Origin of the sequence: Vibrio sp. SCSIO 43009 (assembly GCF_023716525.1) — a bacterium.
Classification (GTDB): domain Bacteria; phylum Pseudomonadota; class Gammaproteobacteria; order Enterobacterales; family Vibrionaceae; genus Vibrio; species Vibrio alginolyticus.
Genome location: NZ_CP071842.1, coordinates 1,291,065 through 1,314,842, shown reverse-complemented (window position 1 = coordinate 1,314,842; position 23,778 = coordinate 1,291,065). Strand labels below are relative to the sequence as shown.

Below are 23,778 nucleotides of genomic sequence, written 5' to 3'. Positions count from 1 at the left end.
CGCGCCAAACATTTGATTACACAGCACTCACATCACAATTACATATCCCCAACATGTGTGGGGTCACAATCATTCATTTCGTTGTTCGCAGTGCGCATTTGTGCACATTAATATTGTGCAGTTCGTTCCAATTACACTTATAAATTTATGCGCTCAACTATCACTTTTAAGCTCTTACTGGCGTTAATTGCTGTCTTCAGCTGCGTTCTAGCTGCCTCTACAGCTTACCAATACCATCAACAAAAAACCTTAATCAATGATGTTCTTAGTGAACAACTCCATGATAAGGCTAGTAATTATTTCGACAGCCTAAATATGATGATGCTTACGGGCACCATGTCGCAAAAAGAAACCTTACGTCAAAAGGCCCTGGCCCAAGAAGGCATTGAAGCAGTTCGCGTGTTGCGAGCTGACGCTGTGACCAAACTTTACGGACCTGGGCAACAAAACCAGCAGCCTGTCGATGATATTGATCAACGAGCGTTGAATGGTGAACTGGTGATTGAACCAATCTCAGCCGATTGGGGCAAAGGGTTAGTAGTCGCGCTACCAATGAAATCGAGCGAAAATTACCGTGGCACCAACTGCGTTTCTTGCCACGTTGCACCAGCAGGAGAAGTGTTGGGCGCGATTCGCTTGGAATACAACATGAATCATGTCAATTCAATGATCAGTAAACAGGCAATGTTTGCGATGGGAATAATGGCCGTAATCGCATTTGTGGGCTTCATCATAACGATGAGTTTGATTCAAAAAATCATTGTACGACCAATTCAAAGAACGTCGAAATTCATGTCGAATGTGAGCCATAGCAAAGATCTATCTCAACGACTTATGCATCACCAACAGGATGAAGTGGGCCAACTTTCTACAGCAATCAATTCATTCATGGATACGGTCTCCGAAAGCTTAGAACGTGTGCAAGACACCTCTCACTCACTTGCCGACTCCGCGAGTAAACTAACTGCTGTCGCGCAGTCCACAGATAAAGCGGCCAATAACCAACAGCTAGAGACCAACGAAGTACAAAGTAATATCACCGATATGTTGCAGCAACAAACTGCGGTTGAGGACTCGACTAACAACGCTACTGTTTTGGTCAATCACACCGTTGATGTCGCCACTCATAGTGCAAGCCAAGCACACAACGTCAGTGAAGACATCAAACAACTAGTAAGTAACATTGATACCGTACGGGAAAAAATCAGCTCTCTAAATCAAAGAACCGAAGAAGTGTCGTCCATTCTTGTGGTTATTAAGGGTATTGCAGAACAAACCAATCTGCTCGCGTTGAATGCTGCTATCGAAGCCGCCCGTGCCGGAGAGCAAGGACGCGGTTTTGCGGTCGTCGCGGAAGAAGTGCGTAACCTGGCTTCTAGGACGGCTGAAGCCACTGGTAATATTGAACATATCATTTCTCAATTCCAGCAAGGAAGTGAAGAGTCATTAACTTCTGTTGATACCGTCTGCCAGTTTGCTCATCAACGCTCTGTCGATGTCGAGGCACTATCAGCCACAATGCATAACGTTGTTGACGAAATGCGCCAAGTGCTCAGACATGCAGAAGATATCCAAAACCAGACGCAAACCACATCTGATGTAAGTCAGCATATTCAATCTAAAATAGATGTGATCACACTGCATGCTAACGACACATCGCAATCAGCATCGCACACGCGTGATATTAGTGTTGATTTAGAGCATCTATCCGAACGTTTAGAGCAATTACTAAACCAATTCACACTTTCAGAGCACAAAAGAGTGAATAAATAGAGAGATTCTCCCCATCAAAACGAATATAAAGGTTGATGCGAGCGAATTGACAGGTAATATGTCTCGTTGAATCTGTAAAATGCTACCCAACTCAGCGCTTAGCTTGTTTTTTGAACAAAAATGTTATTAGACAAGTACTTTAAGTAAGCGTTGAGTTGAATTTTTACCTCAATGGAGAATATTGAAAACATGACTTACGCGCCTGTATCAGACGTATTGAAAGGTCAGCTAGCAGTAGACAGCGAAGTGACTGTTCGTGGCTGGATCCGTTCACGTCGTGATTCCAAAGCTGGAATCTCTTTCCTTGCCATATATGACGGCTCTTGTTTCGACCCGATTCAGGCCGTGGTCCCAAATAATCTTAATAATTACGAAGACGAAGTATTAAAGCTAACGACTGGCTGCTCTGTTGAAGTAACTGGTAAGATTGTTGAATCTCCTGCAAAGGGTCAAGACTTCGAACTTGCTGCCACTGACGTTAAAGTGGTTGGTTGGGTTGAAGATGCTGAAACTTACCCAATGGCAAAAACTCGTCACTCAATCGAGTACCTACGTGAAGTTGCGCACCTACGTCCGCGCACAAACGTAATCGGTGCAGTAGCACGTGTACGTAACTGCCTATCTCAAGCAATCCACCGCTTCTACCACGAGCAAGGTTACTTCTGGGTATCTGCGCCGTTGATCACGGCTTCAGATGCTGAAGGCGCTGGTGAAATGTTCCGCGTATCTACGCTAGACATGGAAAACCTTCCTCGCACTGACGCTGGTAAAGTGGACTACAACGAAGACTTCTTCGGTAAAGAGACGTTCCTAACCGTATCTGGTCAGCTAAACGCAGAAGCTTACGCTTGTGCGCTAAGCAAAGTTTACACTTTCGGCCCTACTTTCCGAGCTGAAAACTCAAACACAAGCCGCCACCTAGCAGAATTCTGGATGGTTGAGCCTGAAGTTGCGTTCGCAGAACTGGATGATGTAGCGAAACTGGCTGAAGACATGCTCAAGTACGTGTTTAAAGCAGTCCTTGCAGAGTGTCGCGATGACCTTGAGTTCTTCGCTCAACGCATCGACAAAGAAGCAATCACTCGTCTAGAGCAGTTCGTTTCTTCTGACTTCGCGCAAGTTGACTACACTGACGCAATCCAGATCCTTCTTGATTCAGGTCGTGAGTTCGAATTCCCAGTTGAATGGGGTATCGATATGTCTTCTGAGCACGAGCGTTTCCTTGCTGAAGAACACTTCAAAGCACCTGTAATCGTTAAGAACTACCCGAAAGACATTAAAGCATTCTACATGCGTGCTAACGATGACGGTAAAACAGTTGCAGCGATGGACGTTCTAGCACCGGGCATCGGCGAAATCATCGGTGGTTCTCAGCGTGAAGAGCGCCTAGACATTCTAGATGCGCGTATGCGTGAAGTGGGTATCGATCCTGAACATATGAGCTGGTACCGCGACCTACGTAAATACGGTACAGTGCCACACGCAGGCTTCGGTCTAGGCTTCGAGCGCCTAGTATCTTACGTAACTGGTATGGGCAACGTTCGTGACGTGATCCCATTCCCACGTACTCCTCGCTCTGCGAACTTCTAATCACTTTTTAGTGATATTGAATTAAAAAGACCTCCCATGTGGAGGTCTTTTATTTTGTACGAATGATTTTCTAGCAACCGATGTATACACTCTAGTTGTTATTTTCGTCGTCATCCTCATCTGCTCGCGCTGCGTATTTTACTCCAACCACACACAAGCCAAACATCACAAATGGGATAACGGCAGCAGTGTATTCCGTCCAAACCATATGAGAGAAAGATTTCGCCAATATCAAGTGTGCAAACACCAACAAAAATGCGCTAAAAATAGCAACACCCATCAACCTAAGTTCATGCTTTACCAACTGCTTTTTCATTACGGCTCCTAACCTAAATGGTTGTCTGCCCATGATTGAAACACAGCTTCGGTATCGTCCACTGATACAGTTTGAGCAAAAAACAGGTAAACAGTTGGCTAATGAAGTAATTCTCCGACCGTCTTCACGGCTTGTTCTAATTCATCATTTACAGGTAACGATGTATTAAGCCTCAGGTAGTTCTCATAATTTGGAGCGATAGAAAACAACTGACCAAATGCTACAGTGATGCTCGCTTCCAATAACTTCTGATAAATCGCTTTTCCGCACTTTGTTTTCGGCAGTTCTATCCAAAGAAAATAGCCGCCTTCCGGTTGCGTGTAACGAATCGATTGGGGAAAGTACTTATCAACCAGTTCAATAAACGCCAATTGCCGCTGCTCAAGATTCTTTCGCAGTTTTCTAAGATGGCTATCATAACTATCGTTTTGCAAGTAATGCGCGATACCCTGCTGGATTGGCGCGCTGCCTGACAACGTCGAGATAAGTTGCAGCTTTTGAAGTTGCTCATTGAAGCGTTTGTTTACCACCCAGCCCAGCCTATAGCCAGGGCAAAGGCTTTTTGAAAATGATCCACAATGCAACACGCGCTCTTGTGTATCAAAAGCTTTAAGTGAGCTTGGCTTTTTTTCAGAAAAATAAAGCTCTGAATACACATCATCTTCGATCAAGTACACATCGTATTTATCAGCCAGTTCGACGATACGTTGCTTCTGCCCGTCACTTAATAAGGTTCCTGTTGGATTGTGAAAGTTAGTCATTAACCAACATGCGCGAACATCATTGTCGGCAAAAGTCGCTTCAATTTGATCCACTGAATGTCCAGTTAACGGATCCACCGTTATTTCTATCGCCTTTAGACCTAAACGTTCAATCGCTTGAAGTGCGCCATAAAACGTCGGTGATTCAACTACAACAGTATCTCCAGGCTGGGTCACGGCCTGAAGGCTCAAATTCAACGCTTCTAATGCGCCAGAAGTAACGACAATATCATCATGGGTAAACACCATACCTTGTTGGATGTACCGTTGAGCAATCAAACGGCGTAGAGACTCACAGCCCGGCGGCAAGTTATCCAATAACGTCTCTGCCCCCATCTTCCTGCCTGAGCTGGCTAGGTTGCGGTTTAGCGCTTCTAATGGGAACAATGCTGGGTCTGGAAACGCGGAGCCAAACTTCACCGCATTCGGTGAGGCCTGATTTTTGAGGTAGTCGTAAAGTTCATCGTTGATGCTAGAGCGATAAACGGAAGTGGCTGGAGAACTCGGTTCGAAGCGGTCCAACTCCGCAGTCACAAAGTATCCAGACTGAGGTTTCGCTGCGACCCAACCTTGTGCTTCGAGCAGCTGATAAGCTTGTAATACCGTACCTGCGCTGACAGAATGGTTTCGGCTTGTTACACGCACTGATGGCAGCTTTTCCCCTGCTCTCCATGTATTTTGCTGAATCTGCGTTTTGAACAGCTCAGCCAGTTGACGGTATCGGTTCATGTTTCCCTCATTTCACTTACAGCCGCACCATAGCATACTTCGCGCCAGCATTCTGATATGGGAGTATTCAATTTAGCAACGTAATTTATCAAGCTTATCAATAGATATTTCAGCCACGAAGTGAGCGTTTATATCCCATACTTTGACTGTTACACACATATTGCCTCACATCTTTGCAATATCTAAAAGCCAAGGTTTTACGTTGGACTGAGTTCGTTAAACTCACTTCGAGCTACGGTCTTTAAATCAGGAGGAAGCGATGAAAGTTTTTACAATGGACGATCTCTCGTATCGCGGAAAACATAAAGGTGTACATAGTTGGGACCATCCTGGCAGTACCACCCCTTATTATTGGCATCCTGATTGGCTGCATATCGCTGAAGATGCTTTGGGTGAACACAAAAAGGCTGACCTTGAAGTCCCTGATGGAGAAACAGCGACAGAAGAGCATGCAAAAGCGGCGATTCTCAAACACTTGAATGACGAGTAGTTTAGGCTCTATCACCGTTCATGAATAGCATTAGGTAGGCGAATCCATCGTTGTATGCTTTAAACACAAATAAAGCTAAAACCTGCCAAATAGTAAATTCTTCTGAATGAGAAGTACGCATCTTCTATAGCGTTCAAAGGGCAAAATAAGTCGATTGTTATCACATTAATTTTCATTACATCTGTTACATTTAAATAGTAATGGTGATGCACACCTCAACTCATGGATTATGAGAGAAAACAATAATGGCGAAATACAACGAAGAAGATATTAAATACAAAGGTGAATCCAACGGCGTACATTCTTGGAGCTCTCCTTCCGGCCAACCTTATTACTGGCATCCAGATTGGTTACACGTTGCAGAAGATGCGACGGGTACGCATCCGAAGCAAAAACTTGAAGTTGAAAAGACAGAAGTACCAACCGAAAAGCACGCGTTAAAAGCGATCTTAAAGCATATGAATGACTGGGCGACTGAAAAGCTTTCTTCTAACCCTGACATCGAAACCAATGCGGTTGAGTCGGAAATCAATCTGAAGAAATAACCCCAACCGATATCCATACTTCTAACAGTAAACGCTCCACCTTTGGTGGGGCGTTTTTGTCTCAACAAATCCTCACTAGACAACTATAAACGCGTTAACGCAAAGCACTGAATTGAAACGATTGGGATGTGTGCAAAACTTCTCCAACCATGGCATAAATGCCCTTCAAACTCTGTGCCTACCAAACGTTTTCATGGCAAAAACTTTAGTTATGTTAGAATTCTGTTTCAAATCGCAACTTTTTTAGGTTTTCTTTTCAGTAACGGTTGTAACCAATATTGCTGAAAGGTATAAATGTTAGCACACCCCTTCGATTAACATGGATGAAGATTATGTTTGAAAAAGTAGTTGCCGCTCCGGCTGACCCTATTCTTGGCCTTACTGAAGAGTTTAAAAAAGATGCTCGCGCAGACAAAATTAACCTTGGCGTAGGTATTTACAAAAACGAGCAAGGCGAAACTCCCGTTCTTGCGACAGTAAAGAAAGCTGAAGCAGCACTTGTTGAAACTGAAAAAACCAAATCTTACCTAACCATCGAAGGCACAGCAGAGTACGGCATTGCAGTGCAAAAATTGCTTTTCGGCTCTGATGCAGAAATTGTAAACGAAAAACGTGCTAAAACAGCTCAAGCTCCGGGTGGTACTGGTGCACTACGTGTTGCCGGCGAGTTCATTAAACGTCAACTAGGCGATGTAAAGATCTGGATCAGCAACCCTACATGGGCGAACCACAACGGCGTATTTACTGCTGCTGGTATCGAAACGGCACAATACAGCTACTACAATGCTGAAACAAAAGACAAAGACTTCGATGCGATGCTAAATGATCTGCAATCTGCATCTGAAGGCGACATCGTGCTTCTACACGGCTGCTGTCACAACCCTACAGGGATCGATCCTACAGCTGAAGAATGGGAAACATTGGCGAAACTTGTCGCAGAGAAGAAGTTGCTTCCTCTGTTCGACTTCGCCTATCAAGGCTTTGCTAAAGGTGTGGAAGAAGATGCTGCAGGTCTTCGTACTTTTGCTAAATACAACAAAGAAATCCTAGTCGCGAGCTCTTTCTCGAAAAACTTTGGCCTATACAATGAACGCGTAGGTGCCTTCACGTTAGTAGCAGAGTCAGAAGAAGTCGCAACAACCGCATTTTCTCAAGTTAAAGCCATTATTCGCTCTATCTACTCTAACCCACCTGCACACGGCAGCGCTGTCGTGACTCACATTCTTGGCAACGCCGAAATGCGTGCGGAATGGGAAGCTGAAGTAGCAGAAATGCGTGACCGTATTCAAGAAATGCGTGAACTATTTGTAGCGACACTAAAAGCAGAGGGTGTGGACGCAGACTTTAGTTTCATCGAACGTCAAAATGGTATGTTCTCTTTCTCTGGTCTTTCTAAAGAGCAAGTTAACCGCCTTAAAGAAGAGTTCGGTATTTACATTGTCGGTTCTGGCCGAATCAGTGTTGCTGGTATGACGAAGTCAAATATGGGCCCTCTGTGTAAAGGCATTGCAGCGGTTTTATAATCGACTGTCGCATACTTTATTAAAAGGAAAGGTCAGCATAAGCTGACCTTTTTTGTTTTAACTTAACGCCAAAAACGAACCCGTCCGATCTAGTAGACAAACTTCAAACTCAGCCCAACTTCATTGACGTAATCTGAGCTTTCACCGCTGTAATCAGTATCTCTAAACTGATAAAAAAGACCAGTGCCGATGACTTTATGCCATTGGTAGTTAAAACCGATCTTAAAATTGTTCTCATCAACGATATCACTACGGTTCAACTCCACTTCAGCTGTCGCAATAAGCTTTTCACTGAGCAAGTAATTCACCCCAACAGTTACAGCTTGAATCAATTCGCTATCGGAAGACAACGTATTATCCGTTTTGTCGTCCGTCGCTTTCGCTTTGATTGCGCCTATTCCATATATCCCGTAGATATCGAATTGCTCTGTAACTCCATAACGGTAACCACCACCAAACAAAAGGCGGTCAATGCGAAGAGTAAAATCATCCGGATGGAAAAACTGCGCTGAGTAATCAACATTAAACAACCAGTTCTCAGTAAACAAATAGTTACCACCGAGTCCAACTGTGGTCGCATTAGAGTTATCTAACCATTCTTCGTTTGTCGTTCCGGCACCAACATCCAAATGAATGTGTTCGTACCCAAATTTTTCTGCTTGGTCCATGACCGCTGCGCTTGATATCGCCGGCAAAGCAGCTAAAGAAACAAGCAATAAATTTCTCACCATTCGACTTCCTTTCATGAGAATTATCTAAACACTGTATTCCATCGCCTGAGCTACTTGGCTCAAGAAGAATAGCTTAATCTAAAGACGTGATAACGATCTGAAACAGCCAAAGATCTAATCAGTCATCACGAAGAAAACATATCGACGACGTCTTTTTCAATTGAGGTGACCATATAGTAGTAAAAATGAAGCTCCCTTATCGTGCGATATGTCAGAATCTTATGACTGAGCACGAAAATCGCGGTTCAGATAAGACTCTGTTTTAAAACTAAGTTAAGATTACTTTATTATTTGCGAACTAAAAGGCGCCTTCGATGGATGCAGAACTTCTCGAGATTTACAACTTTCTCGCCAAGTATCCCCCGTTCAATGAACTCCCTGAAGAAACACTAAACAAGGTGACAGAGAGTGTCGAAATCTCGTACTACCGAGAAGATACCCCCATCATCCATTTTGGAGACTATATCCAAGATTTATACGTGGTGCGAAGCGGTGTTGTTGAAGTTTATCGACGCAAAGGTGAGCTGTATAATCGCCTTGACGAAGGTGACCTATTTGGCCAGATGGGCATGCTCACCAATAACAAAGTCCGCTTTCCGGTAAAAGCCATTGAGGATACCCTGCTCTACTGTATTCCTGGTGACATTTTCCAAGAAATTTACGATAACTTTGATTCCTTTGCGGATTTTGTTGAAGTTGAAAATAGCGCTCGTTTACGCCAAGCCATTTCAGAAAACAAAGACGCCAATGACCTGACGACGTCGAAAGTGAAAACCTTGCTGACTGGCGATGCTCATACGATTGATCGTGGTCAGACAATCCAGCAAGCCGCGCAGCAAATGGCGAATGACAACGTATCGGCTTTACTTATCGTCGACCCAGATTTCGTTCGTGACGAAGACGATCCACAGTCCCCAGTACTTGGTATCATTACTGACCGTGACTTGTGTACCCGTGTGTTAGCTGAAGGTTTGTCCCCACAGGACGATGTGTCCAGTGTGATGACCACGGAGGTCATGTCTCTTGACCACAACGCTTACATCTATGAAGCAATGTTAACGATGCTGCGTTACAACGTACATCACCTACCAGTGGTAAAAAACCAATTACCAATCGGTATTATCGAAACAACCGACATTGTTCGTTATGAATCTCAGAATTCGTTGTTGTTGGTGAGTAGTATTTTCCAACAACAGACTATCGAAGATTTAGCCGTTGTTGCCGAAGAAGTGAAAAGCAGCTTCGTGCGTCTGGTCAATGAAGATGCCAACTCTCACATGGTGGGTAGCGCGATGTCGGTCATTGGCCGAAGCTTCAAACAGCGTCTGCTAGAAATGGCAGAAGAAGAGCTTGGCCCACCGCCAATTCCTTATTGTTTCCTTGCACTTGGCTCAATGGGGCGAGATGAGCAACTGTTGGTGACTGACCAAGATAACGCCATCATTCTAGATGAGACCTATCAAGAAGAGAAACATGGTAAATACTTCGAAGCCCTAGCAAAATACGTCAGCGATGGGTTAGATGCCTGTGGCTACAAATATTGCACAGGTGATATTATGGCAACCAACCCACTATGGCGCATGACTCGTTCAGAGTGGGAAGAGTGTTTTGCTGACTGGATTGATAACCCGAACCCGAAAGCACTACTCAACGCCTCCATCTTTTTCGACTTGGATGGTGTCTATGGCCGCTTAAAATGGGCAGAACAGTTAACTAGCTTTATTGTTCGTCGCGCTCGAAAGAACAACCGCTTCTTAGCGTGTTTGGCTCGTAACGCACTAAACAGAACACCACCTCTAGGCTTCTTTAAAGACTTCGTGATGGAAAAAGATGGCAGACACAACAACTCCATCAACCTCAAACGTCGCGGTACTGCTCCTCTGGTCGACTTAATTCGTGTTCACTCTCTGGCAGTTGGCTCACGTGCACAGAACTCGTTTGAGCGTCTCGACGACATCATTGACGCTGGCATTTTGCCAAAAGGTCGAGCACAAGACTTAAAAGACGCGTTAGAGTTTATTTCCATGGTGCGTATTCGTCACCAAGCGACGGATGTGGAACTAGGCATTGATCCTGATAACAATATCGAACCAGAAAACCTCTCTGAGTTTGAACGTCGCAACCTAAAGGATGCATTCCAGATCCTAAGCAATGGTCAAAATTTCCTTAAGTTCCGCTACCAAGCGAACAAGAGCTTTAAGTGAGGTTTAGCATGATTAAAAAGCTCTTTCAGAAGCCAACCATTCAGTGGCCAACGAAGTTTGAACAAAAGCTGGAGATGGCGAAGGATGAGAATTTAATTGCGTTTTATAGCAACAAGCCGCCTGCTCCAGAAACACCGTTATCTGAGGTGGAGTTCGTGGCGTTAGATTTCGAAACGACGGGTTTGAATCCTGAAAAACATGACATCATTACTATTGGTTTGGTGCCGTTTAACCTGAAGCGAATTTTCCTACGTAACTCGCGTCATTGGAAGGTACGTCCACAGCGTGCACTCGATGAAGATTCAGTCATTATACACGGTATTACTCACAGCGAATTGATCGATGCACCTGACTTAGGCGATATCTTAAGCGAGCTGCTACCATGCTTAAGCGGGAAAATCATTGTTGTTCATTACCGTCGTATCGAGAGAGAGTTTCTGGATAAAGCGCTCAAAAGCCGTTTAGGGGAAGGTATTGAGTTTCCTGTTTTAGATACGCTGCACCTTGAAGAAACGATTCAACAGAAACGTTCAGGCTCTCTCTGGGAGCGTTTAAAAGGGAAAAAACCAGAATCGGTTCGGCTAGCGCAATCTCGACGCCGTTATGGGCTGCCAGACTATACGCCTCACCATGCATTAACCGATGCAATTGCTACCGCAGAGCTACTGCAAGCGCAAATCGCCCATCATTACAGTGAAGAGCAACCCATCAGTGAGTTCTGGCTGTAATATACTTCACGCTTAATAGCGATCAAAAAAGGAGCCAGATGGCTCCTTTTTTACTTAGGTTGAGACAAGATTACAGCTTAAAGCGTTGAATCTCTTGTTCAAGTTCGTGTGATAGCTCAGACAGGTGAGCAGCTTGTTCTGCTGCTTGATGAGCTTCGACTGACAGCTCGTTAGACACATCACGAATACCTTCAGTGTTACGAGTGATCTCAGTGGTTACCGATGCTTGCTCTTCTGCTGCTGAAGCAATCTGCGTTGCCATATCACTGATACGCTCAACAGCAGTGTGGATTTGCGTCAAGCTCGCTGCAGCCGCATTGGCATCATCAACACTGGTATCAGCTAGACGACGACTGTCACCCATAATACCGACCGCCTTGGCTGTTGTGCCTTGTAGCATCTCGATAGTTTCTTGAATCTCTTGCGTTGAAGCATGAGTACGTTGGCTCAATACGCGGACTTCATCTGCAACCACAGCAAAACCACGGCCTTGCTCACCTGCACGTGCCGCTTCGATCGCCGCGTTCAGTGCAAGTAGGTTCGTTTGCTCTGCAATGCCTTGAATCGTTGATAGAATCGTATTGATGCTATTTCCGTGTGCTTCTAGCTCTTGAATCACATCAGTAGCAACTTGAACTTCTTGCGCTAAGTTCTGAATAGAGCCTTGCGTTTGAGTTACTTGGCTTGAACCATGTGAACAAGCTTGAACCGCTTCTTCTGAATTACTTGCCGTGCTATCAGCATTACCTGCAATTTCTTGTGTCGCTGCTGCCATTTCGTTCACAGCCGTCGCCACCATGTTGATTTCATCTTGCTGGTAAGAGATACGCTGACTACGCTCCTCAGCTTGCTGTGCTGTCGTGCGAGCTTGCTCTGAAAGCGCAGAAGATACGTGGCTAAGCTTAGTAACCATTGTGTGCATGTTGCCAACAAAACGGTTGAAGTTTTCCGCCAGTTTACCTACTTCATCATCACTGCGTGGCTCTAGGCGTTGCGTTAAGTCACCTTCGCCAGATGCAATTTCTTCCAGTGCATTTGATACGCGGTTCAAGTCACGGAACAAGAAACCAACTAGCCAAGAAACTGCAAGAATAACCACAATCGTGATCGCCACAGCAGTGAACAATAGATCTCGTAGCAATACCGCATGACCTGCTTCTTCTGTTGCGCGATCCATTTCAATCGCAAACATCCAATGCGTACCAGGAACTTTATTGAAGTAGTAAAGCTTCTCTTTTCCTTTGATTACCGTATCTTCGATACGACCTTCATCGGCGGCACGCTCAATTGCCTCTTCTGAAAAATCTTTTAGAACACTGGTGATAGGCTTAAGCGTCAAGCTTTTATCTGGATGCGCTAAGAAGGTGCCTTCATTCATGTCGATTAGCATCGCATGCGCGTTTTCACCTGCATCTAAGTTAATCACATCGCTGATAAGCTGATCGATCAGTACGTCCGCACCAACAACACCAACAAACTGACCATTTTTCATTACTGGCTCAGCAATGGTCACAAGTAGTGCATTCGTGATTGCGTCTTGATATGCGGCTGTGATGATTTGCTTACCCGCGGCATCAGCATCCTTGTACCAAGGACGTGTGCGAGGGTCATAATCAGCACGGTTACGCTCCGGATGAGAGCGGTACATATCACCGTTTGGTGTACCAAGGAAGATGTCATCGAAGCCACCAGCCTTGCGAGCTTGTTGTAGGAAAGGAACAACGTCTTGCTCGGTCGAGTAGTCGTTGAACGCAGTGGCAATATCTTTACGGATATTGACCCAATCAGAAATTCCCTCTGACGCAGTAGTACTAAGACTTTGCGCACGTGAATAGACACCTGAACGAGTCTGATCAAATAATTGACCAGCCGACAACCAAGTAAGTGCTGTTGCCATCACAACAACAGCAGAAAGGCTTGCGCCTATAAGCTTTTGTTTTAATGATAATTTCATATTTATAGTTTTTTGAGTTGGGAGAACAGTTAAGGTGCATGAATATTACACACTTTTTTACGACTATTCACTAATTTTTAAAAAACAAAATAGCACATTAACTCTTTGTAAAATATGAACTTTCATGTGTCATTTTTTTGTCTCAAGCGTCATAAAAACCGCACAAAAAAAGCCAGCAAATTGCTGGCCTTTTGATTAATTGTTAGTCAGACGGTTTTATAAAATGCCGAATTACTGACGCTCAGTTCGCATACCCATCAATAAGCTCACACACATTGCAAGCAGAATGAAGGTAAATGGCAGTGCTGTAGAAATGGCACCGGCCTGAAGAGCTTGAACAGCCTCGGAGCCACCAATCCATAGCAGAGCAACCGCAATTGCACCTTCCATGAATGCCCAGAAGACACGTTGAAGTACAGGTGCATCGACTTTACCACCTGCCGTGATACTGTCGATAACAAGTGAACCAGAGTCAGAAGACGTAATGAAGAACACAAGTACCAGCACAACAGCGATGATAGAAAGCATGCTACCAAATGGAAGAACATCAAACATTTGGAACATAGCAAGTGATACGTCAGTCAAGCCATTTGTGCCCAGCTCACCTACTTTATCAACAACTTGCTCGATCGCAAGGCCACCAAATACAGACATCCAAACAACGGTAACCGCAGTTGGAACCAGCAGAACTGCTGTGATGAACTCGCGAACGGTACGGCCACGAGAAACACGCGCGATGAACATGCCTACGAATGGCGACCATGAAATCCACCAAGCCCAGTAGAACACTGTCCAGCCTTGGAACCAAGCTTCGTCCGTACGACCAAACGGGTTACTTAGTGGGATGATATTCTCTACATATGCCATAAGTGTGGTTGGAATCGAACCTAGGCTCGCCGCCCAACCGATAAGACCAACAAGGAGAAGTAGCAAGAACGCCACAACCATGTTGATGTTACTAATGACTTTAACACCACCATCGATGCCGCGTACGACTGAAACAACAGCAAGTAAAGTCACCACGGTAATAACGACGATTTGCAGACCTAGGCCTGGCTCAACACCAAATACGTGATGAATACCACTTGCTGCTTGCTGCGCACCTAGACCTAGGGATGTAGCAAGACCAAATAAAGTCGCAAGCACAGCCAGAATGTCCACAATGTGGCCAGCCCAACCCCATGCACGATCACCCAGAAGTGGGTAGAAGATCGAACGCATAGATAGCGGTAAACCTTTGTTGTAGGCAAAGAATGCTAAAGAAAGTGCTACAACACCGTAAATTGCCCATGGGTGAAGGCCCCAGTGGAACATCGTTGCACCCAGTGCCAATCTCGCGGCTTCTGGTGTATTTGCCTCAACACCAAGTGGCGTTTCATACCAACCGGTGAAGTAAGCGACAGGTTCTGCAACACTCCAGAACATTAAACCGATACCCATACCAGCTGCAAATAGCATTGCAAGCCATGACATAAACGAGTAATCGGCAACAGCGTCTTTACCACCTAGTCGGATCTTACCCATTGGTGAGACGATAAGCGCCAAACAGAAAATAACGAAAATGTTACCTGCAATAATGAACAACCAATCGAATGAACCAATAATTTTCCACTTCAGCCCATCAAGTGCCGTCTTTGCGGTATGTGCATCTAGAACTAATGCAGCGACAAGAAACAGCGCAATTAAACCTGCACTAATACCAAAAACTGGGTTATGAACATCAAAACCCCATTTTTGAACGTTGTCCTGACCTACCGTATAGTCGGTACTATCGATACTGTACTTATCTATACCCTTTGTCATCGTTCCTCTCTATTTTTGTAGTGTTTTTACGTACCAAACAAAAAAATCTTTCGAACACGATACGTTTTGCATTCCGTGAAGGCGCAAGATCCTATCATTTGACACGTTTTTGTCTATCTTTTTGCTATTAAAAAATCCAATAACTTACTTTTCACTGTGTGGTTACGGCCTTTGATAGAACAAATCACTACCACAATAGTTAGACCACAAACATTTATTGCTATAATAATTTTAGCTCTTCTTATTTTGTCGAAAAGGCGCGACAAAATGGTATTGAGGACACGGCGTAAAATTGTAGAGGTAATTTTTGATTTCCCCCCTTTAAATAAGGGCGCATTTAAGTTAGTGTCGCCTCGATAAATGTTCCCTACAGACTGGATGAATAAATTGGAAAAGTACGAAGAAGTATTGGTCTCGATTCGTCAGATCATCCGCGCTATTGATTTACATTCTAAAAAGCTGAGCAAAGAGTCTGGATTGACTGCTCCACAGTTGATTTTGATGCGCGCTATCAATGACTTAGATAACGTGACGATTAAACAGTTGTCTAGCCACACTAACATGAGCCAAGCGACCGCAACGACCATTCTAGATAGACTAGAACGAGGCCAGTTTGTTGAGCGTCAGCGCAGTGTTCAAGACAAGCGTAAAGTGCATGCTGTACTTACGAGCAAGGGCCAAGAAGCCTTAAAACAAGCACCAACGCCGCTGCAAGAGCACTTCATTAATCGATTCCAAAAATTGGAAGAATGGGAGCAATCCCTTCTACTATCTTCCGTTCAACGCATCTCGACGATGATGAATGCAGAGGACATCGATGTTGCTCCAATGCTAGAGCTTGGTAGCATTACCAAAGCCGATTAGTTTCGCTCCCACGTGCTCGCTTTTTGCGGGCACTACTCTCCTACTCAGTCAACCCAGTTTCAAACGCATATTTTGCTAACTCTGCCGTCGAATGTAAGTCTAACTTGTGCTTAATGTTATGGCGATGCGTCTCTACCGTTCGATAACTAATATTGAGTAAAGTGGCGATTTTCTTGCTGCTGTTTCCTTGAGCAACTAATTTAAGTACCGCTTCTTCCCTGCGGCTGAGAGGATTCGTTTTTTGCGTGGCAGGCACCACTTCTTGGGTAAAGAGTGTTTGTGTGACGGATTCACAGAAATACGTCGAGCCTTGGTTCACCGTTTTTATTGCTTGCACCATTTTCTCGGCCGAGATTTCCTTGAGCATATATCCTACGGCACCAGCTTGCATGACCTTCATGATGTATTCGCGATTATCGTGCATGGTCAACATAAGTATTTTGCTCTCTGGGCGCGCTTCTTTAATTACACCAGTCGCTTCAATACCGTTCATTATTGGCATGCTGATATCCATCAATATGACGTCCGGTTGCAAGTGTTTTGCGACCTCTATCGCTTCCAAGCCATTACTTGCTGTACCCACCACTTCGATGTCAGACTCTAACTCCAAACGAGCCATGAAGCCATCCAATACCACTTGATGATCATCGACAATCACTACACTAATCGGTTTATCCATAAACTATTTCATCCAAATTAAGCAGCACAGTAATCTCTGTTCCCAAGCCAAGCTCACTCATTAGCTCAAATTCACCACCGATGAACTCTACACGCTCTTGCATGTTCCTTAACCCAATCCCTTGTTGGTGCACTGCATGGTTAACCACAAATCCAACCCCATCGTCACGTATGAGTAATTGCAGCATATTGCCCATTTTTTGCAAAGTAACCGTTACTTTTTTCGCTCGCGCATGTTTTTCAATGTTATTCAAAGACTCCTGAGCGACGCGATATAGTGTCGTTGCGACTTCCGAAGTCAGTTTATGCTGCTGAGTATCGAAATTGCTCTCGATATCAATCCCGGAATGGGAATGAAAGTCCTGTAGCAAGGTCGTCAGTGCTGCTTCTAAACCGATATCATCGAGGGCGCTTGGACGGAGCTGATGAGAAATATGCCGCACCTCGTTTATCGCGGTAACGAGCGATCGTTGTGATTTATCTAAGTGGGATTTGAGTTTTTCGTCTTCCAGTCTATGACTCATTAAGTCTAAATGACATTTACTGGAGACTAACAACTGATTGATTCCATCGTGCAGTTCTCGCGCTAAATGCTTTTTCTCATCTTCTTGGAACATCACGGTTTTATGTGCCAGTTCTTTCAGGTTCTTATCAGCGAGGCGATGCTCGTGCAGATTGATCGCCAAAGTGAGAACAATGATTACAGCAACGGTCACCGCTAAGATCACGACGACTGAGAAAAATGTCGTTTCGATATTTTTGTTCACCGCCGCGCGCATATTGGCGACTTCTCGGCTTACATCCTCAATATACAGCCCAGTCCCTATCATCCATTCCCACTTATCGAGCCATGCAGCGTAACTAAGCTTAGGGACAACTTCACCCGTAGATGGCTTTTGCCACAGGTACTGATGAAATCCACCACCAGATTGCGCTTGATACAATAAAGCTTCGATTAAGCGATCGCCATTTTCGTCTTCAAGATAGAGTAAGTTTTCCCCGACAAGCTCCGGAAGAACTGGGTGTACAAGGTTGGTACCATATTTATCATAAGCAAAAAAATAGCCGTCCGACCCATAACTCAAACGATTTAAAATCGCTTTCACACGCGTTTTGGCAACACTCTCTTCTAAAGTCGGATCGTTGTAGATGTAAGAAATGGAGTCAAAAGCGACGTCGACCGTATCTTTCAGCGCCGCTTCTTTTGATTGGATCAGGTTTTGATGAAAGATCTCTACCTCCCTTTTGCCAAGGGTCTTGGTTTGATAGATAGAGATCCAGCTGATACTCGCTGACACCAATACCACGGGTATCAGTGTCAGCAGAATTAACTTTGCTTTGAGAGGCATCCCTTCCCTCCATGAAACGCTGCCTTTACAGCTTACTATCTTAGCAGTACAAACGAATCGATTGTGTCTGCATAGACATAATTAACAGCTTAACAACTTGTCTCAAAAGGTAAAAACTCTCAGTTCACAAAATCTCTTTATTATCGAGTGATTAACTCATACCGTAAAAACCTGGGAAAAACAGCAAAGACGCCAACACAACAATCTGAATCGCGATGAATGGCATCACACCTTTGTAGATATCACGCGTAGTAACCCCTGCTGGAGCGACACCTTTTAGATAGAACAAACTAAAGCCAAATGGCGGTGTGAGGAACGACGTCTGCAAGTTCATCGCAATAAGAATCGCAAACCACGTCATATTAATGCCCATCAATTCAGCGACTGGCGCAATAATTGGCACGATGATAAAACAGATTTCAACGAAGTCGATAAAGAAACCTAAAATCAGAATCACCACCATGGTAATAATAAGGAATCCCCACTTTTCACCCGGCAGTTCTAACATCCACTCTTCAACTAAATAATCACCACCAGTGTAGGTAAATGCCATTGAAAAGGCGGTCGCACCAAGTAAGATCGCAAAGACCATTGCGGTTACTTTAACTGTCTCTTTTGATGCATCATAAATCATCGACCAACTAAACTGCTTATACAATAGCGATAAAATAATCGCACCTGCACCACCCAGTGCCGCTGACTCTGTTGGTGTTGCAATCCCTGCAAAGATGGAGCCCAATACCACAATGATCAATGCTAAAGGTGGCAATACAGCTTTCAGTGCGGTGAGCACTTCTTGTTTACGACTGATCGACTCATCACGCTCTATCGCCTGTGCGGCTTGAGGGTTCAACTTCGCGTAGATGAGAATGTAGATCACATAGGCGCCAACAAGTGTAATACCGGGCCAGATCGCAGCTTGAAATAGGTCCCCTACCGGTACGCCAAGTACATCACCCAACAAGATCAACACGATAGAAGGTGGGATAATTTGGCCCAACGTGCCAGACGCACAAATAGTCCCACACGCTAAACCTTTGTCGTAATTGTACTTGAGCATCACAGGAAGAGATATTAAGCCCATCGCAACAACTGATGCGCCTACCACCCCCGTTGAAGCTGCAAGCAATGCGCCAACTAACACGGTAGAAATAGCGATACCACCGCGAACGCCACCGAACAAACGCCCCATTGATTCTAGTAGCTGTTCAGCAAGCTTCGTTTTCTGTAGCACTAGCCCCATAAAAACGAACAGCGGTACGGCCATTAGCACCGTATTTTCCATAATGGATTGAATTCGATATGGCATAAAAGCAAACATCTCGATGCCTTCAGCCCAAACACCAAAAATCAGCGCGATACCACCAAAAGTAAAGGCAACGGGAAATCCCAATAGAAGCGCAAAGAGCGCAACAAAAAACATCACTATACCGATCATAATGACTTCCTTTTACGACTTACCGTTATTACCGGCATAGATGAGATGAGGGTTGACAATTTTGTTGATTGAATGAAGTAACAATCCAATACCACTCACCGCCATAAAGAAAAATGACAGCGGAATCATCGCTTTGATAATCCAACGATATGGTAAGCCACCTGGGTCACCAGACGTCTCGCCTAACGCGTAACTTTCCTTGGCGAAATCAATACCAAACCAAGCGACCAGTAGGCAAAAAGGGAATAAGAAAAATAGTGTGCCTATGATGTCGATGATGGATTGTGCTTTGTAAGATAAGCGTTCATAAAAAATGTCGACGCGAACATGGCCACCGGACTTAATTGCGTAAGGCACACCAAGCAAGAACACGGCAGAGAATAGATGCCATTCCATTTCTTGGAATGCGATAGACACATCATTAAACACGTAACGCATGACAACGTCGTACACAACGTTTGCTAACAACAAAATAAACAGGATGCTGGATAACCATCCGAGAAAATCGCTAAAGCGGTTAAATAATCGCTCAATATAAATAAGACTTCTCATTCCGAACTCCGTGGAACGTTTAGATGCGCTCCGCTATGGTGCGGAGCATTCATTATGAAGTTTTCTTGGGCTTCGATAGCAGGCTAAACCTCTCGGCATCGCCTGCTTCATAACGTTATTGTTGAGCTTGACTGTTTAAGTACGCTCGGTGCGAAATATCTGACCATGGTCGAACTTGATTCATATAGTTCGCTTGCGACTCTTGAATCTCTTTCGCCAAAGCATCTTTTTCTGCATGTTCTTTCAACAAACGATCGTTTGCTTCTCGCAACGCAGCTACTACTTCAGGTGGGAAATCTTTTACTTCAACATTTGGGTATTCAGACTTAATAGATGCCCAGTTTTTGCCGCTTTCGTGTTTCGATTGCGTGTACATATCGTAAGCGGCCGTTTTCATGGCTACTTGCAAAATCGCTTTTAGATCATCAGGTAGACGGTTCCAGGTACGCTTGTTAACGAGGAACTGAAGCTCAGTCGCTGGCTCATGCCAACCTGTGTAGTAGTAAGGCGCGATTTTGTGGAAGCCCATACGTAGATCCAGCGATGGACCAACCCATTCCAAGGCATCAATTGTGCGACGCTCTAGAGAAGTATATAGCTCACCAGGGGCGATATTCGTTGGCTTGGCACCTAACTCGGCCAAAATCTCACCAGCAAACCCTGGGATACGCATTTTCAAACCCTGTAAGTCCTCGACGGACTTGATCTCTTTTTGGAACCACCCGCCCATCTGAGTATCGGTATTACCGCCAGGGAAAGACATCAAGTTATGTGGAGAGTACACTTTTTCCATCAGCTCCATACCACCGCCGTAGTAAAACCATGCATACTGCTCAGTTGGCAACATACCGAAGGGCATAGAAGTGAAGTAAAGTGTGTTTGGAACCTTACCCTTCCAGTAATAAGACGCTGAGTGACCCATGTCATACTGACCCGACTTAACCATATCAAACACCCCAAAAGGCGCTTTATGCTTGTTTGCGGAATCAATGCGGATTTGCAAACGTCCGTTGGACATCTCTTCCGCCATTTTGGCCATGTTTTTTGTGGTATCACCAAAAATTGGGAAATTAGGCCCCCAAGTTTCAGCAAGCTTTAAACGATAGACTTTTTCAGCAGCGTTTACAGAAGTCGCTGCGAGTGCCATCGCGGCAGCGACAGCGGTTGTTTTGAGCACTCGTTTTAAAGATTTTTGGATTAGACTCATCGTTCACGTCCTTTATCACCAAGGTTATTGTTGTCATCCATTTCATTAGGATTGGCTGTATTCGGTATAAAAGATGTAACAATGTTGTCTAATGCGAAATGGGCATGAACACGGAAGCGAGTAATTCATCAATAAGGCATTAGCCTAAGGTATTACGTACAAGTACGTAGGACAATCGTCATGACAAAAGACTGTTAATAGCAAAATCAATAAATTATATTTTTATCTATGAATAAAAATAAAAGACAATACGTACGTATTTTTCTGCCAAAAAATTTACATAGTATTTAAGAAAATGTGACAAACCACTTATTGGTAGTGTTAAAGTCAGTACTTAATGCATTATTTCCAATACCAAGATAAAAAAATACCTCGGCATCGGCCGAGGTATTCAATCCAGAACGGTAGCGGTAATTAAACTGCTTTGTAGATAACTTTGTTACCTGCTAACTGCTCTTTTTGAACTAGGTTTTCTTCAAGAAGCTTCTTTAGTGCGCCAGTAGCCCATGATGCCGCTTTAGTATCTTCTTGACCTGCAGCTAGACCGATGCCTTTAGGGTTAATACCTTCAGCATTCGCCATAACGATGTCTAATACTTGTTGTTGCTTAGGAGTAAGGGCAACATCAACTGTTTTCACTGCAGCTACTTTTTTATCAGCTACTACTTTCTCCGCAACAGCTTTTTCAGCAACAGAGGGTGCTACTGCTTTTTCCGCAACAGGCTTCACTGCTTTAGGTGCTGCAGCTAAGTTTGCTACTGTCGCTTTAATGCGTTTTTGCAGTTTCATCTGCACTTTACGCTTATGAGCAAGTCTCATTGAATATTTCTCCAGTTCACTGCATCTCAGCAGGGATGAAAATTTGAAGCGCGTTTTATACCAAAATTCACAAGCAATTTGTAGGTTTTAGCGGCGAAACGCGATGAAAAATGCGCTCAAAGCATAGAACGTCTACTATTTAATCAGATATTTTATGAACGGATTTATTGAATACTGGGTATAAAAACAGAGGTTTGTTTTATTTTAAATGCAAATCAATGCACATAAAGCTACCCACTTATTTTTGGACAAGTATTCGATGAGGTTATAAGCATGGAAACGCTGCACCTAACAAATTCACATTTCAAACCCGACTCCCCTATCAACAGAATACTTTTGTTACTTGTTGCACTCATCACTTTGTTTTTGGTGGCCATTTCTCCGGGATGGAAGCAAGCCATGTTGTCGGTCATCTTGATGTCTGCAATCGTTGGTTTCGCCATCTTGATGATTAAGAAAAGCCAAGTCACTTTTACGCTGACAGCTTCTCACTTTCAGCAACACCTTTTTAAAGGAGGTTGGGTCGTCAGATGGCGAAATATTGAGTCAATCGGTATTTGTAGCTACCAACAGGAAGGGTGGCACCAACCGCTACCTTGGATCGGTATTCGTCTAAAACATTACTCACCCTACTTAAATTCAATCTGCCCTCGTATAGCGACAGAAATTCTCCTCAGCCAGCGAGCACTGCTTTACTTAGGCGCAAAACAAAATCAGTGTGAAGATAAGTTTGAGGATATGGTGCTTGACCCTAAACCGTATATAAACAGAGATGGGATTGAGTACAAAGGTTTGTTAGCGATGCTCGCCAACCGGATGAAGTATCAGAGAGGCTTTTATGGCTACGATCTATTTATATCAGCAAGTGATCTAGATCGTGAGGCTGAGGATTTTGTGGGACTGACTCGGCGATACTTAGCTGCCGCCGAGCCAGAATAATGCTTAGTACACGCACTTTTAGTAAAGCGGCATCTCGTCAGCAACAAACGGGTTAGTTTTACGCTCATGACCAAAAGTCGATTGAGGGCCGTGACCAGGGACAAACGTGACATCATTGCCTAAAGGCCACAATTTCTCTTTGATAGAACTAATCAACGTATTGAAATCACCTTGTGGGAAGTCAGTTCGACCAATGCTACCGTTAAACAAAACGTCACCCACAAACGCTAAACGCGCTTCTTCACTGTAAAGCACAACGTGACCAGGTGTATGACCAGGTGTGTGGAATACATTCAGCACTTGATTACCGAAAGTGACAGTGTCACCCTCATTTAGCCATTGGTGCGGTTCAAACGCTTCTGTCAGCGGGAAACCAAACATTTGGCTCTGACCTTCCAAACCTTGCAACCAGAAGTTGTCTGCCTTGTGAGGGCCAACAATCTCTGTACCGCCAAGCAGTGCAGACAGCGGCTCCGTGCCACCTACGTGGTCCAAGTGACCGTGTGTTAGCACTAGGTTTACCACGTCAACACCCAGCTCTTTGATAAGCATAGCGAGCTGCTTTTCATCGCCGCCTGGGTCAACCACAATACCTTTCATGGTTTCGTCACACCAGACAATAGAACAGTTTTGAGAGAAAGATGTTACTGGAACAACTTGGTATTTCAGAGCCATAGATAACCTATACCGAATAAATTTGCGTGAAAACTGCCGCAACTATGACACTAAGGCCTAGCGACTTCAAGCTTTGAACTGTGGGTAATCGACGACGTTCTGAGACTAGA

21 protein-coding genes are annotated in these 23,778 nt (G+C 44.3%); 9 read left to right on the top strand and 12 right to left on the bottom strand.

Annotated elements, in window-relative coordinates:
* Window positions 1–147: 147 nt before the first annotated feature.
* Both J4N43_RS06145 and asnS read left to right on the top strand, forming a co-directional pair.
* Window positions 148–1,773 carry a methyl-accepting chemotaxis protein gene (locus J4N43_RS06145; protein WP_054729078.1) on the top strand — a complete coding sequence of 542 codons (1,626 nt, stop codon included), beginning with the start codon at window positions 148–150 and terminating at the stop codon, window positions 1,771–1,773.
* A 189-nt stretch (window positions 1,774–1,962) separates the two neighbouring features.
* Window positions 1,963–3,363, top strand: coding sequence for an asparagine--tRNA ligase (gene asnS, locus J4N43_RS06140; RefSeq protein ID WP_017636101.1), 1,401 nt, complete (start codon window positions 1,963–1,965; stop codon window positions 3,361–3,363).
* 91 nt (window positions 3,364–3,454) lie between these two features.
* Here the strand turns inward: asnS and J4N43_RS06135 are convergent, their stop codons facing one another.
* Window positions 3,455–3,679, bottom strand: coding sequence for a hypothetical protein (locus J4N43_RS06135; RefSeq protein WP_017636102.1), 225 nt, complete (start codon window positions 3,677–3,679; stop codon window positions 3,455–3,457).
* Window positions 3,680–3,777: 98 nt separating this feature from the next.
* Window positions 3,778–5,169 carry an aminotransferase-like domain-containing protein gene (locus tag J4N43_RS06130; RefSeq protein WP_158159701.1) on the bottom strand — a complete coding sequence of 464 codons (1,392 nt, stop codon included), beginning with the start codon at window positions 5,167–5,169 and terminating at the stop codon, window positions 3,778–3,780.
* A 259-nt stretch (window positions 5,170–5,428) separates the two neighbouring features.
* On the opposite strand from J4N43_RS06130, the gene J4N43_RS06125 reads away from it, so the two are divergent.
* From J4N43_RS06125 to J4N43_RS06115, 3 genes are all read left to right on the top strand, one after another.
* Entirely contained in the window at window positions 5,429–5,659 is a 231-nt protein-coding gene (locus J4N43_RS06125) for a hypothetical protein (RefSeq protein ID WP_017636104.1), read from the top strand.
* Window positions 5,660–5,904: 245 nt separating this feature from the next.
* Entirely contained in the window at window positions 5,905–6,204 is a 300-nt protein-coding gene (locus tag J4N43_RS06120) for a hypothetical protein (protein WP_005376885.1), read from the top strand.
* Between the two features lie 332 nt (window positions 6,205–6,536).
* Window positions 6,537–7,727 (top strand): amino acid aminotransferase, encoded by a 1,191-nt coding sequence (locus tag J4N43_RS06115; protein WP_017636105.1) that lies wholly within the window; start codon window positions 6,537–6,539, stop codon window positions 7,725–7,727.
* Between the two features lie 89 nt (window positions 7,728–7,816).
* Here the strand turns inward: J4N43_RS06115 and J4N43_RS06110 are convergent, their stop codons facing one another.
* Window positions 7,817–8,458, bottom strand: a complete 642-nt coding sequence (locus tag J4N43_RS06110) for an outer membrane beta-barrel protein (protein ID WP_025767291.1) — start codon at window positions 8,456–8,458, stop codon at window positions 7,817–7,819.
* A gap of 314 nt (window positions 8,459–8,772) precedes the next feature.
* On the opposite strand from J4N43_RS06110, the gene J4N43_RS06105 reads away from it, so the two are divergent.
* Complete coding sequence (locus J4N43_RS06105) at window positions 8,773–10,662, top strand: DUF294 nucleotidyltransferase-like domain-containing protein (RefSeq protein WP_017636107.1); 1,890 nt, start codon at window positions 8,773–8,775, stop codon at window positions 10,660–10,662.
* Window positions 10,663–10,670: 8 nt separating this feature from the next.
* A complete protein-coding gene (locus tag J4N43_RS06100) occupies window positions 10,671–11,390 on the top strand; it encodes a 3'-5' exonuclease (RefSeq protein WP_005376881.1) in 720 nt (239 codons plus the stop codon).
* Window positions 11,391–11,460: 70 nt separating this feature from the next.
* Here J4N43_RS06100 and J4N43_RS06095 read toward each other — a convergent pair whose 3' ends face one another.
* Window positions 11,461–13,344, bottom strand: coding sequence for a methyl-accepting chemotaxis protein (locus J4N43_RS06095; RefSeq protein ID WP_005376880.1), 1,884 nt, complete (start codon window positions 13,342–13,344; stop codon window positions 11,461–11,463).
* A gap of 231 nt (window positions 13,345–13,575) precedes the next feature.
* Entirely contained in the window at window positions 13,576–15,147 is a 1,572-nt protein-coding gene (locus J4N43_RS06090; protein WP_005376879.1) for a BCCT family transporter, read from the bottom strand.
* Window positions 15,148–15,534: 387 nt separating this feature from the next.
* Between J4N43_RS06090 and J4N43_RS06085 the strand changes: the two genes are divergently transcribed.
* Entirely contained in the window at window positions 15,535–16,011 is a 477-nt protein-coding gene (locus tag J4N43_RS06085) for a MarR family winged helix-turn-helix transcriptional regulator (RefSeq protein ID WP_005376877.1), read from the top strand.
* A 40-nt stretch (window positions 16,012–16,051) separates the two neighbouring features.
* Here the strand turns inward: J4N43_RS06085 and J4N43_RS06080 are convergent, their stop codons facing one another.
* From J4N43_RS06080 to J4N43_RS06055, 6 genes are all read right to left on the bottom strand, one after another.
* Window positions 16,052–16,690, bottom strand: coding sequence for a response regulator (locus J4N43_RS06080; RefSeq protein WP_017636110.1), 639 nt, complete (start codon window positions 16,688–16,690; stop codon window positions 16,052–16,054).
* Window positions 16,683–18,038, bottom strand: a complete 1,356-nt coding sequence (locus J4N43_RS06075; RefSeq protein WP_005376873.1) for a cache domain-containing protein — start codon at window positions 18,036–18,038, stop codon at window positions 16,683–16,685. Before J4N43_RS06075 ends, J4N43_RS06080 begins: the two co-directional genes overlap by 8 nt.
* A gap of 151 nt (window positions 18,039–18,189) precedes the next feature.
* The gene (locus J4N43_RS06070; RefSeq protein ID WP_005376871.1) at window positions 18,190–19,476 is read right to left on the bottom strand and encodes a TRAP transporter large permease; all 1,287 of its coding nucleotides are present in this window, start codon (window positions 19,474–19,476) and stop codon (window positions 18,190–18,192) included.
* Between the two features lie 12 nt (window positions 19,477–19,488).
* Window positions 19,489–20,028 carry a TRAP transporter small permease subunit gene (locus J4N43_RS06065; RefSeq protein WP_005376869.1) on the bottom strand — a complete coding sequence of 180 codons (540 nt, stop codon included), beginning with the start codon at window positions 20,026–20,028 and terminating at the stop codon, window positions 19,489–19,491.
* A gap of 115 nt (window positions 20,029–20,143) precedes the next feature.
* Window positions 20,144–21,235: a TRAP transporter substrate-binding protein gene (locus J4N43_RS06060; RefSeq protein ID WP_017636112.1), complete on the bottom strand. Its 1,092-nt coding sequence runs from the start codon at window positions 21,233–21,235 to the stop codon at window positions 20,144–20,146.
* A gap of 414 nt (window positions 21,236–21,649) precedes the next feature.
* Complete coding sequence (locus J4N43_RS06055) at window positions 21,650–22,054, bottom strand: hypothetical protein (protein WP_005376863.1); 405 nt, start codon at window positions 22,052–22,054, stop codon at window positions 21,650–21,652.
* Between the two features lie 273 nt (window positions 22,055–22,327).
* On the opposite strand from J4N43_RS06055, the gene J4N43_RS06050 reads away from it, so the two are divergent.
* Entirely contained in the window at window positions 22,328–22,993 is a 666-nt protein-coding gene (locus J4N43_RS06050; RefSeq protein WP_005376857.1) for a DUF2982 domain-containing protein, read from the top strand.
* Between the two features lie 18 nt (window positions 22,994–23,011).
* Here J4N43_RS06050 and J4N43_RS06045 read toward each other — a convergent pair whose 3' ends face one another.
* Window positions 23,012–23,668: an MBL fold metallo-hydrolase gene (locus J4N43_RS06045; protein WP_005376855.1), complete on the bottom strand. Its 657-nt coding sequence runs from the start codon at window positions 23,666–23,668 to the stop codon at window positions 23,012–23,014.
* Window positions 23,669–23,778 lie beyond the last annotated feature (110 nt).